At 44.1% G+C, this 15210-nt stretch carries 12 protein-coding genes; 4 read left to right on the top strand and 8 right to left on the bottom strand.

The window, feature by feature from the left end; translation table 11 throughout:
- Positions 1–3: 3 nt before the first annotated feature.
- The 5 genes from AC6R00_RS19665 to AC6R00_RS19645 all read right to left on the bottom strand — a co-directional run bounded on the left by AC6R00_RS19665 (position 4) and on the right by AC6R00_RS19645 (position 6040).
- Positions 4–975 (bottom strand): OmpA family protein, encoded by a 972-nt coding sequence (locus AC6R00_RS19665; RefSeq protein WP_500641649.1) that lies wholly within the window; start codon positions 973–975, stop codon positions 4–6.
- Positions 976–1203: 228 nt separating this feature from the next.
- Positions 1204–2181, bottom strand: a complete 978-nt coding sequence (locus tag AC6R00_RS19660; RefSeq protein WP_500641648.1) for an OmpA family protein — start codon at positions 2179–2181, stop codon at positions 1204–1206.
- Positions 2182–2614: 433 nt separating this feature from the next.
- Positions 2615–4042, bottom strand: a complete 1428-nt coding sequence (gene gltX / locus AC6R00_RS19655; protein WP_239825276.1) for a glutamate--tRNA ligase — start codon at positions 4040–4042, stop codon at positions 2615–2617.
- Positions 4043–4163: 121 nt separating this feature from the next.
- Entirely contained in the window at positions 4164–4820 is a 657-nt protein-coding gene (locus tag AC6R00_RS19650) for a DUF2057 family protein (RefSeq protein WP_500641647.1), read from the bottom strand.
- 74 nt (positions 4821–4894) lie between these two features.
- A complete protein-coding gene (locus AC6R00_RS19645; protein WP_500641646.1) occupies positions 4895–6040 on the bottom strand; it encodes a porin in 1146 nt (381 codons plus the stop codon).
- A gap of 481 nt (positions 6041–6521) precedes the next feature.
- On the opposite strand from AC6R00_RS19645, the gene AC6R00_RS19640 reads away from it, so the two are divergent.
- From AC6R00_RS19640 to AC6R00_RS19625, 4 genes are all read left to right on the top strand, one after another.
- Positions 6522–9218 carry a heavy metal translocating P-type ATPase gene (locus AC6R00_RS19640; protein ID WP_500641645.1) on the top strand — a complete coding sequence of 899 codons (2697 nt, stop codon included), beginning with the start codon at positions 6522–6524 and terminating at the stop codon, positions 9216–9218.
- Entirely contained in the window at positions 9215–9658 is a 444-nt protein-coding gene (locus AC6R00_RS19635) for a DUF411 domain-containing protein (protein WP_500641644.1), read from the top strand. Before AC6R00_RS19640 ends, AC6R00_RS19635 begins: the two co-directional genes overlap by 4 nt.
- 278 nt (positions 9659–9936) lie before the next feature.
- Positions 9937–10563: an outer membrane beta-barrel protein gene (locus tag AC6R00_RS19630; RefSeq protein ID WP_500641643.1), complete on the top strand. Its 627-nt coding sequence runs from the start codon at positions 9937–9939 to the stop codon at positions 10561–10563.
- Between the two features lie 145 nt (positions 10564–10708).
- Complete coding sequence (locus AC6R00_RS19625; RefSeq protein ID WP_500641642.1) at positions 10709–12208, top strand: winged helix-turn-helix domain-containing protein; 1500 nt, start codon at positions 10709–10711, stop codon at positions 12206–12208.
- Positions 12209–12267: 59 nt separating this feature from the next.
- Here AC6R00_RS19625 and AC6R00_RS19620 read toward each other — a convergent pair whose 3' ends face one another.
- The 3 genes from AC6R00_RS19620 to adk all read right to left on the bottom strand — a co-directional run bounded on the left by AC6R00_RS19620 (position 12268) and on the right by adk (position 15167).
- Positions 12268–12951 carry an oligogalacturonate-specific porin KdgM family protein gene (locus AC6R00_RS19620; RefSeq protein ID WP_500641641.1) on the bottom strand — a complete coding sequence of 228 codons (684 nt, stop codon included), beginning with the start codon at positions 12949–12951 and terminating at the stop codon, positions 12268–12270.
- A 479-nt stretch (positions 12952–13430) separates the two neighbouring features.
- A complete protein-coding gene (gene hemH, locus AC6R00_RS19615; RefSeq protein ID WP_500641640.1) occupies positions 13431–14390 on the bottom strand; it encodes a ferrochelatase in 960 nt (319 codons plus the stop codon).
- A 132-nt stretch (positions 14391–14522) separates the two neighbouring features.
- Positions 14523–15167, bottom strand: a complete 645-nt coding sequence (adk, locus tag AC6R00_RS19610) for an adenylate kinase (RefSeq protein WP_004748977.1) — start codon at positions 15165–15167, stop codon at positions 14523–14525.
- Between the last annotated feature and the right edge of the window lie 43 nt (positions 15168–15210).

Genomic DNA, 15210 nt, shown 5'->3' with positions numbered 1-15210 from the left:
AGTTTACTCTGCTTCGTATTCAAATGCTGGAACGACGATTTCCACACGTCGGTTTTGAGCGCGCCCCTCTACCGTTTCGTTCGAAGCGATAGGGTTATTCTCACCTTCACCGGTCGCTGTAATACGAGAGCTGTCGATTCCTTCTTCTAGCAAGGCATTTTCAATCGATTTAGCTCGTTTTTCAGAGAGTTTTTGGTTGTAAGCAGCCGCACCACTTGAGTCTGTGTACCCAGTAATTTCAACATTGGACTGAGGATACTGCTTCATAAACTGAACCAATTCCTCTAGCATTGGTAAGCTTTCGGGCTTTAGTTCAGAACTATTTAAAGCAAATGCACCAGAATCAACGACCTTAGTTTCAAAAGTCTTAATCACAGGTGTAACAACCACAACCTCTTCTACGACTTCCTCAACCACTTTCTCTTCTGCCACATACGGTTCAGAAACTGGCTGCTCACTAGCACCAAACTTATAAATAAACCCAAGAGTGGCTGAATTCACTGCCGCTCTCACATAATCATTATTCACATCTGTCAGACGTTGGTATTCAAGACGAACTGTCACGTTTTTGTGCGAATCCAGTTCAAGACCAACGGCCCCAAGGAAAGAGTTATCATTCTTGCTACCATAATCTACACGGGCGCCACCAAACTTACCGTAAAGCGAAAAATCTTCCGTCAGAGACAAGTTGAGCTTAGGTGCAATAGTAAAGGCTTTTACTTTCTCATCTGCTAGACCATCCGCAGTGAACTCGCCCAGATAGTCATAACCCGCCTCAAGTGATAGATAATCCATGAACTGATAACCGGCTAAAACACCTGCCGTAATTGAGTCATCATCACAATTGGCGGTAATCGAAGTGCAAGCATCATCCAACCATGACTTACCGACTTTACCACCTAAATAAAAATCAGCATTTGCATTCATTGATGCAAGTGCAAGCGTACTAGAAATTACCACTGCTAACTTTTTCATGAGTCCTTCCCCATTTTTCATTATGTTTATGTTGTCTATGCCAATAGCCGACTAACTACCTTAGCCTAGCTTAGTATTTAGACACCTTTATTACTGTTGCATATAGCACACAAAATCAATCTATTGAATATAGCGATATCAATTATAAGTGGCCTGACCGTCTTACAAATAAGACAAAGCCCCAACCATGGGTTGAGGCTTAACTGACGCTGTTATTTCTCGTTAGAGTTATTGTTCAATTTGATATTCGAAAGCAGGGACTACAATTTCTACACGACGGTTCTGCGCACGACCTTCACGTGTTTCATTTGATGCAATAGGATTACTTTCCCCTTTCCCTTCTACAGTGATACGAGTGTCATCAATACCCTTATCAACTAAAGCGCTTTCCACTGCGGCCGCACGTTTTTCTGACACCTTCTGGTTGTATTCGGCTCGGCCTGACGTATCTGTATACCCCGTAACCTCAACGCGAGCTTGGGGGTAATCGTTTAAAAAATCCACCAGCTCATCTAATTTAGCAACGCTCTCTTGGCTAAGCTCTGTACTATTAAGCGTAAAGCTCTCTGTACCTATCACTTGTGATTCATAAATCTTCGTAACGATGACTGGTTGAGCTGGCTGTTCCTCTACCACCGCTTCAATCATTTCTTCTTGTACGACGGTAACTGGCTCCGCCGTTTGTTCGCTGCCGCCAAATTTGTATACAAAACCGAGCGTTGCAGTGTTACCCATAGCGCGTACTTGATTATTGTTAATATCTGTCAACGTTTGGTATTCGACTCTCACAGCTACGTTTTCATGTGAGTCAAATTCGATACCTGCTGCACCTAAGTACGAGTAATCATCTTGGTTACCATATTTTACATACGCACCACCTAGTTTACCGTACAAAGAAATTCCGTCGGTGATTGGAAGGTTTACTTTGGGAGCAAGTGTAAAGGCTTCCACTTTATCGTCGTTAAGTCCATCCGCGGTAAACTCACCCAAATAATCGTATCCTCCCTCAATCGACAAGAAGTCCCACATTTGATAACCCGCGAAGACACCTACCGCTGAAGCTTCATCATCACAATTGGCAGTCGCAGATGTACAGGCGTCATCTAACCATGACTTACCAACTTTACCACCTAGGTAAACTTCTGCCATCGTCGGGGCAGATGCTATAAGAAGTGATGCTGAAATGACCGCTGCTAGTTTATTCATAATTAAATCCTTAGTTTTTAAGCTTTTCTAGTTAACTCCAGTGCGTTTAGAACGACTTTCTAGATAGGACAAGTCTCCAATCAAAACGCTAAACCACTTCCTAATGTGCAATTGTTCCTACTGTTACAAAACGTAACTCGCTTGTAACCAGCGAAAGCACTATAGGGATTTTTTACCGCGAGAAAAGAGGCGAATTGTCAGCATTGAGTGAGCTAAAAATCAGAGAAAAATAAACTAGTTCGCTCCGCCTTTGTGGCACAAGGGCTGACAAGCAATGAAAATTAACTGTTAATAATCAGTCAATTAACCAAGTAACGTTATAAGTCTCGTTATTGAGACGGTCACGTATAGGCTATTTCTGAGCACGCTCTGTTTAGGAAATAAAAAAGCCGCAGCGATTGCTGCGGCTTTTATGATAATAACGTTGAGCCTGTTATGCGTTAGCTTCGCGCTCTGCAATAAACTCTAACGCCATCTTGATACGAGCGATGACGCGTTCTTTGCCTACTAGCTCCATTACCGCATCAACTGATGGAGATTGACCACCGCCAGTTACCGCAACACGAAGTGGCATACCAATTTTGCCCATGCCAATCTCTAATTCTTCACAAACCGCTGCGATCACGCCTTGCTTGATGTTGTCCGTTGTCCACTCTTCTAGTGCTTCAACTTTCGCTAGTGCCAATGCAAGTGGCTCTTTCGCCACACCACGAAGATGCTTCTTCGCTGCACCCGCTTCGAACTCAGAGAAATCTTCGTAGAAGTAGCGAATCTGCTCAGCTAGCTCCACAAGCGTATTGCAGCGCTCACCTACTAAGGTGATCACTTCCGTGATTGCTGGGCCGTTTTCAACATTTAGGTTTTGGTTATCTAGGTGCCATTGCAGATGCTCAGCTACGTATTCAGGAGCTGAAGTCTTGATGTAATGGTTGTTCAACCAAAGTAGCTTTTCAGTATTGAAGGCAGATGCTGACTTCGAAATCGCGTTCAAGCTAAATAGATCGATCATCTCTTGCTCTGAGAAGATCTCTTGGTCACCGTGAGACCAACCTAGACGTACTAGGTAGTTGTTCAGTGCATTCGGTAGGTAACCTTCATCGCGGTATTGCATCACAGAGACCGCACCATGGCGCTTAGATAGCTTGGCACCATCATCACCAAGAATCATCGCACAGTGTGCAAATGTTGGTACAGGTGCACCTAGCGCTTCGTAAATGTTGATTTGACGAGGCGTGTTGTTGATGTGATCTTCACCGCGAACAACGTGAGTAATGCCCATATCCCAGTCATCCACCACAACAACAAAGTTGTATGTTGGAGCACCGTCTGTACGACGAATAATCAGATCATCTAACTGGCTGTTTGCGATTTCAATGCGGCCACGGATTTGATCTTCAAATACGACACTGCCTTCTTTTGGGTTACGGAAACGGATTACAAACGCATCACCCTCTTTCGCTTCTGCGTTTGCAGCTACGATTTTTGGATGGTTTGCATCGTAGCGAGGCATCTCTTTCGCCGCTTCTTGCTCAGCACGGATCTCATCTAATAGTTCTTTAGATGCGTAACATTTGTATGCTTTGTCTTCAGCTAGCAGCTTATCAACCATTTCGTTGTAACGGTCAAAACGCTTAGATTGGAAGTAAGGACCTTCATTCCACTCTAAACCCATCCATTGCATACCTTCTAGGATCGCATCTACCGCTTCCTGAGAGTTACGTTCTAGGTCTGTATCTTCGATACGTAGAACAAATTCGCCACCTTGGTTTTTAGCGTAAAGCCAAGAGTAAAGTGCAGTACGAGCACCACCAACGTGTAGGTAGCCTGTTGGGCTAGGAGCAAAACGAGTTTTAACCGTCATGTAAAATACCTTGATTGTCTAAATGACTGCACCATTTAGCTCTTATTGAGCATGGTGCCAAAATTGCGCGTTATTTTAGCACCGATATGCAAATCTACAATCCATCTACACCATGTTTTGTTTATTCATTGATATGTTTGACTGCCCAAGAGATAAACTCTTGGCGCTGAGTTGGTGTCATAGACAAAAAGTCGCTTTTAATGGAACCGCTTGAACTAGCAATAGCCGCCTTCATCTCTTCTTGAGCACTTGTACCCTTGATTTCCTCGTTACTGCCTATCTGAGATGTTACAGCATCTGTGTGGGAGATAGAGGCAACCCCTCCAACTTGGTTGTACTCCATCACTGCTGCTTCATAATCGTTGAACTGTGAAAAACCATTTATATTCAGAAGATCAACTTGGTACTCCACAGCCTTACCCTGAGCATCGAGTAGTGAGAAATCCAATGCAGTGCGAAACGTTTTCGCTTGATCAACATGACGGAAAACCGGATAGCTAAGCGTGGCCGGAGCAGAGACTGAATCAAACTTAATCACGACTGTCGGAAATACCAGTTTGTTGCGACGGCCATCTTCTACCACCAGTTGGTCAAGGGCGAACAAGAGCTGGTTTTGCCCCTCTTTTAGGTTAATTACTTGAGCGCTTTTATAATCGTTGCGAGTCAGATTTTTTCCGTTTAGGACTAAAGGTTCAATTTCATCAATAATGGTAAGTTCGGTAGCTCCTAAAGGCAGTGCCATCGCACCAAATAAAAATGCGGTTGTAAGTTTTTTCATAGATTCCTCGACGTCAAAGCGAATAGTAAACAACGAAGGGCGGCACATAGCCGCCCATATAATTTTCATTAATATTAGAACCAGTATTCGATACCGACAGAAGCTTCATCAAAGCTGTCTGATTTACCACGTCCATCGTAGCCTTTACCCGTGGTGCCTGTGTTTTCTAGGTCATTCATTGCGTAGCGAGCATACACAACTGCATTAGTATCAACCGAGTACATTAGCTGCATCGAAGTCACATTGTCTTTGGTGCCTTCTATGTCTTTACCGTCAACTTCTAGGCCGAGGTTCTCAGCACGAGCGATCTTCGCCTGCCACTTGTTCCCCTCACCAAAGTTGTAGGTTAGACCGACAGAGTATGAGTGTTCAGTTTCATCGCTGCCTTTGGTATCTTGCGCTTCAGCAATACGGTAGTAAGCGAAGTAACCTAAACCGTTCGAGAAACCACCTTGAGAGCCCAATAGGTAAGTTTGGTTATCCCAGTACTTTTCGTTGTCACCTTCCATTGTGTCGTAGTTCATTTCATACGCTAAATCGAACTGAACCCAGCCCCAGTCACCGTTGAACTGCTGGTGAGCCGCCATACCGTGCCAGTAGTTGCTACCCGCTTTTGTACTGTCTGTACCGCCCGCACGATCTTGACCTGCACCTGCTGCGATATCCATGGTGAAGCCTTTCCACAGTTCATTTGTGTCCCAGCGAATGGTATCGGATTGACGGTCATTAAACTTGTTACCACCAATATTGCCCCCCCAATCCCAAACGTTACCCATACCTGGGTTGGTTGCAGGCCAGTCAACAAGCTCATAGATCGGAGTTAACACACGCCCCAAGCGAACTTTACCAATCGTGTCATGCTCAAAACCAACAAACGTATCTCGCTTACCTAGGTAGCCGCTGCCACCATTTTCACCAGCAAAAGATTCATCCACATAGCCAGACTCGATTTGCCATAAGAAAGTCCAGTTGTCCCAGCTATCAAACTTCGCTGTACCACGCCAACCAAGGCGAGACTCGTTGTTGAACTGAACACCATCGTTTTGTGGTGAGTTGTCGTAATCGCGGTTTGCTACCTGCATAGCAATCAAACCATAGATACCTTGCTCATATTTAGCTTCTGCTGGGTTTAGGCTTGTATCTGCGGCGGCCATGCCAGAGAAACCTAATACAACGGTCGAAACCGCTGCGCCAAGAAGTGTCTTTTTGAACATAGACATAGTATTAACCCCTAGTAATTATTCATTTTGGTCGTTTTTCTTAGTTCCCCTTCCTACACGCTTAATGGACGTTAAGAAGGGGGACCATTTATGGACAGGGGCATGGTTGCAAACTTTTTTCGCTTCAAAAAATGAAGCAAAAAATAATCTGACTACGTTCAAATCAAAAAAAACACAAACCGCATAAAGCAATTGAAAACAACAAGTTAAAAACACAAATCAATAAACAAAAACGTCAAAACACTCAGTTACAATCAAATCAGATAGTTAATTCAAGGAAATTTTCGGCGCAGATCACCGTAAATTTTTATTCCTTTACAGGTATTAACAAGTTTCCCAGTAAAAGTTTGAAATCTCTCGCAATCATCCGACCTAACTATTTTCAAATAATTCTAATTTTGACGTTTTGGTTTAAAGGCTTGACCTTACCCTTGAGGTAAGGTTTAGGCTAAGTAACAGTTCCATTTTTCGAGGTGTTGATATGTCTAAGTTTGATATTCCATTGTCAGGGTTAAACTGCATGGGATGCGCACGTAATGTAGAGCGAGCCCTTACCGCAGAACACCAAGTACAGATTCACCAACTGTCGCCAACCTTCATCTCGTTGGAAACTGACAGCTCATTCTCATCGATTGCAAATGTAGTGGAGAAACTCGGCTACTCAGCGGGCAATCAGCATCATTTTTTCTTAACTGGGCTAAATTGTGGTAAATGCGTTGACAAGCTTGAGCAAACATTGGCACAGGATCCACTCAATGGCACATTCACAGCATCGAAAACAGAATTAACCATTACTACCCTGCGAACAGTGGATGAAATTACACAGTTAGTGGCATCGCTTGGTTATCAAGCTAACCAAGAGACAGTTGAATTTGATGAAATTGAGACTTCTAACTCTGAGGCAGCTCCCCCTGCCAGCCCTATAGAAGAAGGGGCGGCTCACTCCTTCCACTTACTTATATCCGGTATGACCTGTGCCAGCTGTGTCTCGTCTGTGGAGAAGGCTCTCGCTTCTGTTAAAGGCGTTCAAAAAGCTCAGGTCAATCTAGCGGAACAAAGCGCGCTAGTATTCAGTGCACAACCAAAAGAGCAAATTGAAGCTGAGCTTATTAACACGGTAAAAGATGCAGGTTATCAAGCTCAATTTATTGATGACCCAGCAACGCAGCAACAAAAACAGATTGAGCAACAAGAGCAGGCTCAAACACAGCATAGAAAAAGTGCGTTAGCAGGTATTATAGTCGGCGCTCCATTGATGCTGTGGGGTGTGTTTGGCGGCAATATGATGATTCGCAACAGCCAAGACCAGCTGGTTTGGGGGGTCATTGGAGTCATCTGCTTTTGGCTATTAGCTACAGCTGGGCGAAACTTTTTTACCAATGCATGGCAAGCACTTACTCACAAACGAGCGACGATGGATACGTTAGTCGCGCTAGGCACTGGTGCTGCTTGGCTGTTTTCCATGTTAGTGGTTACTATCCCCGAATGGTTTCCGCTTGCTTCAAGACATGTGTACTTTGAAGCCAGCGCGATGATCGTCGGATTAATCTCGCTCGGTCACTATATAGAAGCCAAAGCCAAAGCCAAAACGACCCGCTCACTACAAGCCTTAGTAAATCTTCAACCGCAAAATGCCACCCTAGTCACTGGGGATGGTGAGCGTGAGATTCCGCTTGAGCAAGTCACGTTAGGTATGAAACTAAGGGTCAAACCCGGCGATAAGGTGCCCGTCGATGGTGTAGTCGAGAGTGGCGAGTCTTATCTGGATGAATCTATGCTCACCGGTGAACCGATTCCTGTCTACAAGGCATTAAGTGAAAGTGTATCAGCAGGCACAATCAATCAAGATGGCAGCTTAGTGATAACCGCTTCTGGCATCGGTAGCGATACCATGCTGTCGAGAATCATCACTATGGTCCGAGAAGCTCAGAGCAGTAAACCCGCTATTGCCAAGCTCGCTGATCAAATTTCATCGATATTCGTACCGGTTGTGGTTGCCATCGCGATTGTCTCTGCACTTGTGTGGTTTATGTTTGGTCCAGAGCCCAAGGCCAGTTATATGTTAGTGGTCACTACCACTGTACTGATCATCGCTTGCCCTTGCGCACTCGGGCTCGCCACGCCATTGTCAGTTACAGTTGGAATAGGTAAAGCCGCCGAGATGGGCATTTTAATCAAAGATGCCGACGTGCTTCAGTCCGCAAGCAAAATAGATACGGTGGTATTTGATAAGACCGGAACCTTGACCAAAGGGAAACCGCAAGTTCAATCCGTTTATTCAGTCTCCAATGACGTTGACCGCCTACTTGCCTTGGCCGCTTCTGTTGAAAAACACTCAGAACATCCATTGGCTAAAGCCATCGTTAATCAAGCCAAAGAGAAACAGCTCACTCTCGTTGATGTAGAGAACTTTGAGAACCGCCGTGGGCAAGGCGTGTTTGCCCAGTCTCAACAGGGAGAGATTGCGATTGTCTCGCTTAACTATGCTCAGGCGCAGTCGTGGGAGATGTCCTCAATAGATTTGGAAATCCATCAATACTTAGCCAATGCTTGGACCCCGGTTGTTATCGCGGTTAACTCTGAAGTCATCGGCACGATCGCTATTGCCGATCCGATTAAAGAAGACGCTAAGCAAGCGGTTTCGATGTTAAAAGCGATGGGAATTACTCCCGTCATGCTCACTGGAGACAACCAATTAGTCGCACAAGCAATCGCGACGCAACTAGGTATTGAACGCGTCATCGCTCAAGTGTTGCCAGATCAGAAAGCGAGCCATATTGAACAGCTTCAAAGTGAAGGCTGTAACGTTGCCATGATTGGTGATGGCGTCAACGATGCTCCCGCTCTTGCGTTAGCTAATATCGGTATAGCCATGGGCAGTGGCAGCGACGTCGCAATTGAAAGCGCGCAAATTACCTTGCTCAATTCATCGCCAGTCTCTGTTATCAAGGCTATTGAGTTGTCGAAAGCAACACTGCGTAACATGAAACAAAACCTGTTTGGTGCGTTCATCTATAACTCACTAGGCATCCCAGTCGCTGCTGGAGTGCTTTACCCAACGTTTGGCTTTTTGCTTAGCCCTGTTATCGCTGGCGCTGCAATGGCTCTTTCATCTATAACGGTGGTAAGTAACGCCAACCGTCTAAGACTATTTAACACTTCCGAGAGGTCACTATGAATAGAAAAACTCTAACTTTGGCTGCCCTTGCGCTCTTGTCTGGTCAAGCGTTAGCTGCTGATGTTATCAACCATAAATCCCCTTACTGTGGTTGCTGTACTGAGTGGACCAAACACATGCAAGATGCTGGGTTCAATGTCGATGAAAAGCTACATGAAAACATGAACCCAATTAAACAGAAACTCGGAATCACACCAGGGCTTGCTTCTTGCCATACTGCTGAGATCAACGGCTATGTATTTGAAGGACATATTCCTGCCGAAGACATCAAAGCCTTCTTAGAAAACCCGCCACGTAATGCAAAAGGGCTTGCGGTTCCAGGTATGCCGATGGGTTCTCCAGGTATGGAATATGGCAATGAAAAAGACGAGTATTCCGTGTACGCATTCAATGAAAAGGGTCAAGTGTTCACTTACCGACACTACGAAGGTAATAAATAACGGATTCTGTTGACTCAGTTTGTGTTGCACTTTGGCTCTCCACGGAGAGTTAAGGTGCAATAGACTTCCCTAAAAATCATAGATATAGATCTAAATTAACATCAAGTGTAACTACGTTTACTTTTGTTTTTCGCATTATTCCTCTCTCTCAGATAACTTTCTCGCCAACTTAGCGACGCCCAGTAAATGGCGTTCAATCAACTCTAGTTGCCACCCGTCTACTTTAATCGGAAGGCTGCAATGAGTACTCGTTACCCAACAAAATATTGAGAAACACTATGCGTAAACATCTACTGATTGCAGCAACGGCTGCTGTGGTTTCACTTCCAACTTTCGCTAACTCACCTTACGTTGCAGTTGAGCTTGCAGGCGGTAAATACAACACTTCAGAGGCAGATGCCGAAAGCAAAACCATCGTTGACAAACTTGATAACGCGGGCTCTTTTGCAGTTAAAGGCGGCTCTTACCTAACTGAGAATGTACGTGTTTATGGTTACCTGCAATACAACGGAGAGTCCGAACTAACCATCACAGACCCAGAAGATGGTGATCAGCTTAAGTTTCAGTTAGATGGATACCAATTTGGCGCAGGTTCTGACTACGTATATCACATTGACAAAAGTTTCTATGTATTAGCTGGTGGCTCATTAGGTTACTACCACAGTGAGTTGGAAACTAAAGTAACACCTGTTGGTGGTATGAGTGCTTCAGTAACAAGCAAAAATTCGGGTTTAACTTACGGTCTGAATGCAGGTTTGGGTTACATGTTTACAGAGCACTTTGGTATGGAAGCAGGCTACCGATTCAACTACTTTGCTGGCAACGAGCATAAGGTTGGTGACGAAGCTCTTGGTAAATTTAAGTCTTCAAACCAAGGCTATATCAACGCAACTTACAAGTTCTAATTAATGAGATTAACTCGGCGTGTGTTCCCCTAACACGCCGAGTTTCTCAAAAGTGATACAACCAAGCTTACTTATGAAGGGATCTATAAGTCGGAAGAATATTTTTGTAAAATGCGCGGCGTCTTTTCGCTCTCCTGTGACTCGTATGAATATACTCGCTCAAGCCAAGCAAAGCGGCCAACTCATCGCTATTGCTCACTTACTCTATGATCCTGAACATAAAACGCTGACTAATGGCAACAGCGAAATTGCGCTAGAGCCACGTAATGTCGCCTTGTTAGAAGTCTTGCTGTCCAATGTAGGTGAACCAACTTCCATCGAGCAATTCATTGAACAAGTTTGGGAGAACCAGTACATCTCAAAAAATGTGGTCACAAACCGCATTAGTTTGCTGCGCAACCTCTTAAGAGAAAACGTCCCAGATATTGATTCTACCAAGCTGATCGTGACCTACCCTAAACGAGGCTACTACATACCGAACAGTCATGTTCAATTAGTCAGTTCATCTCACTTAAAAGTAGACTCTGGTAAACAAGCCTCTGCAAGTCATAAACAGAAGCTCAAACCATCAAAGTTGGCATTTTGGAGTTCGGCTTTTGCTATTGCAGCTCTTTTAGCGACAGTGACCATAGTCAATACATTCTTTGAGGTAAAAGTTGAATCAAAAGATCAGGCCCTGTATGTACCTCAGGTTCGCTTGCTGCTCGATCAAATTTCCTCATCACGACAATCAATGCAGGAAGATGCTTTAAAGCTCAAGGTACTGTTGCTCCACGCATACAGCCACTCTCCTTATATCCACTTAGCCAATATGCGCTCACCGAGTTACTACTTGATGAGCTTAAGCGAGCACCATCACTTCCCAGGTTCAGATGCGATCAATGATTCGGATTACAAACTGACATTCAACCTGTTAAAGGATAAAGGTGAAGCAGATACGCTAGAGGTCATTCTGTACCATTCGGCGTCCGATCGTGTGGCTTGGAGAAACTTATATTCACTTCAAAAAAGCAAGTTGGTTGCCACCGTCAACGAGTTAAACTCTGATTTGACAGAGTACTTCAAACTGCCAACGCCTATTTTGCGCATTAATCAAGAGCTGAAAACCAGTCTAACCCAACTGTCTGAAACCGAGTTTGATAAGTTAATTGAACAAAATATGAGTGGTGCAGAGATCAGCTTCTATACCCGAGAGCTACTATTTAGTGATCAGCCTTCTGATGTGCTTCGCCATTGGATTGATAAGGTTAAGCAAAGTACGCCAACACCATCTCCAGAGCTGCATATGTTGTTAGCCCTACTCACCTATCGCTCAGGAGAGGTAGAGAAAAGCTTACAGATGTTGCAGCGCGAGTATGTGGCAGAAATCCCCAATAACGCGCTTATATTAATGCTGCAAGCCAATATTAGCCGCAAAAAACGCAATATAGAGCAGTATCTAAGTAACTACCTAAAAGCAACAGCAGCGCTCACGAGTAGCATTTCGGCTAAGCAAGTATTAGCGCACTACACGAGTGATAACAAGCAAGCAGCCTGCTTAGGTTTATGGAAAGACGCGCTATCAAACATCGAATACATGCAAATGCCGGATAGTATACTTTGGCAAGGTGTAGAACGCTTCTGCGCTCCAATCAAAACAGCATGATACGAAAAAGGCCCAGTAGAAACTGGGCCTTATTATTAGGACAGTAGATTTAGGCTGGCTTAGAAGCCGTAAGAAGCACCGAATACAAATGCAGTGTTCTCTTTCTTATCTGAACCATCATCGTTTTTCGCACCGTGGCCTTGGCTACGTAGCTCGAAGTACGGCTGAACGCCTTCACGAGTCCAAGTTGCACGGAACTCGTGGTCCATAGTGTTTGCTGTTTCATCGTTACGAACATAAACGTTGTTGTATGCGAGAGTTAGAGGCATATCTGCTACTGCATAACCGATACGGTTGTCAAAACGCAGTTGGTCATTGTCGCCTTCTTTCATATCGTGGTAACGAGTTCGGTTGCTGATCGCAATACCGTTATCGAAGTTGTAACCAATTTTAACTAGCGGACGATGTTGAACAGTTTTGCCATCATTTAAAAGGTGGTGGTAACCCGCAGCAACCCATAAGTTGTCATTGATTGAGTAGCTCTGCTCGATACCTAGTGTAATGTATGGTGTTGCCTTAGCACCTGTATAGTTATCTTCGTAGCTACCGAGAGAAATACCATCAAACTCAGTCAGTAGTGTTGTACCAGTATCAAATGTGTGGCCCGCTTCTAGTGTAGAAGTCGCATTAGGGTTTTTGTTTTCACTGTGGAACTGAACGTTACCTGTTACGTAAGAAGAACCCGCATATGCAGTTGATGCGAAAGCAAGTGTGATTGCGCTAAGAGTTAGTAGTTTTTTCATTGTATTCTGCCTTTAAATACTAAAATTTGCTGCGGTTTTCACTCGGGTAATTCTTCACCACTTACCGCTAAATAGGTTTGCCTCCCTGGCTTGGCAGTCATAATGTCGGATTTAATTCACGATAAAAAATTAATCCATTTTTTGTGCGACGAACTTCAACGTAAAAAAGAGAAAAGTAATTTAATTCTTATCATTCATACAGTTATAAAAACAAAAAAAATAGTAAAACAGCTATTGGTGATCCCTATCACCTAGAGAATCCCTATTAATCACATTAACAGTATCGAGATCACACTGGTTTTATCTTTTCATTAATTTTCGATAATAATAATCTGATCTTGATCACCAAAATATCGATCAGACAAATAACTCAATCAGAGAGTTTTAACGGGAAGCTATGTGTGTTTGACGTCGACTATAAAGCTACAAGCAATAAAAAAGGCCGCTTTTGCGACCTTTAGAGATGACCAGTCATGCCTTTAACTGCTCGATATCAAGTCAACCATCATTTGAATATGCAGCTCATCATCGTTGAGACACGGGATATAAGTAAACTGCTCACCACCATGCTCCATAAACAACTCACAACACTGCTCTGAAATCTCTTCTAATGTTTCAAGGCAGTCTGCTGAGAAGGCTGGCGCCATAATATCGAGTTTTTTGATCCCTTTAGCTGGTAAGGTTTCTAACGTTTTATCTGTGTAGGGCTGCAACCATTCCTCGCGACCGAAGCGCGATTGATAGGTCATACCAATTTTATCAGGTGACAAACCGAGTTCCTCGCCAAGAAGCGCAGTCGTTCGCTCACAATGTTGCGGGTAAATATCGCCATTATCGGCAAAGCGCTTAGGAATGCCGTGGTATGAACAAAGTAGATAATCACCTTGGCCATTCTCTTGCCAAGAACGCTTAACACTATCAGCCAATGCTTTGATATACAGAGGGTGCTCGTGGTAATCACGAATAAACTGAAAACTAGGCATAACTGGAATTTGCTTGAATGCTTTAGTTAATCCATCAGATACCGCAGCCGACGTGGTTCCTGAATACTGAGGGTATAGCGGCAAGACAATAATGTCTTCGACACCTTGGTCTAACAAGGCCTCTACACCAACTTTCAGGCTAGGGTTACCGTAAGTCATGCCTAACTCAACCGGGATACTAACCTGCTTACGAAGTTTTTCAGCTTGCTTCTTGGAGTAAACAAGAAGTGGAGAGCCCTCTTCCATCCAAACGGTTTGATACAGCTTCGCCACTTTTGGCGCGCGAATTGGCAAAATCACACCATGCAAGATTGGACACCATAACCAACGCGTCATATCGACAACACGCTTGTCATGCAGAAACTGACTTAAAAAGCGCTTAACCGCAGGAGCGGTGGCCTCATCGGGCGTACCTAAGTTAACCAGGAGTACACCTTGTTTTTTGTTATTTTGCATAGCTTCCTATCGACACTAAAAAGGCTCTCTACGTACCTATCTCAGAAATGGATCAAACTAAGAGCATAAAAAAAGCGACCCTAAAAAGGATCGCTTCACTATAGCAAATTTTCAAAATTCGCGGTTAGCTATTTATGCTAGTGCTTTCTCGATATCTGCACTAACTTCAGCAACTTGCTTAGTACCGTCGAACTTAAGGTACTTAGTATTACCTGCTTCCGCTTCTTTACCGTAGTAAGAGATCAGCGGTGCAGTTTGCTCATGGTATACACCTAGACGAGCGCGTACTGTCTCTTCTTTGTCATCATCACGAACAACAAGATCTTCGCCAGTTACGTCGTCTTTGCCTTCAACTTTAGGTGGGTTGTAAACAACGTGGTAAGTACGACCAGAAGGTAGGTGAGCACGACGGCCAGCCATACGCTCAACGATTACATCGTCAGCAACATCAAATTCGATTACGTAGTCTACGTCTACACCCATTTCTTTCAGACCATCTGCCTGAGGAATAGTGCGAGGGAAACCATCTAGTAGGAAACCTTTTTCGCAGTCATCTTGAGCGATACGCTCTTTGATTAGACCAAGGATGATTTCATCAGAAACTAGCTGACCAGCGTCAATAACAGCTTTAGCTTGTTTACCAAGCTCTGTACCTGCTTTGATAGCAGCACGTAGCATGTCACCAGTAGAGATTTGCGGAACACCGTATTTTTCCATGATGAAATTAGCTTGTGTGCCTTTACCTGCACCTGGAGCACCTAGAAGAATGATGCGCATGTTGAATCCTCTTAAGATAATAATGATTTATACCGAAGCTCAC

The organism is Vibrio sp. R10-SF1-ISO8, assembly GCF_059833805.1.
This window is presented reverse-complemented; position numbering and strand designations above follow the sequence as displayed.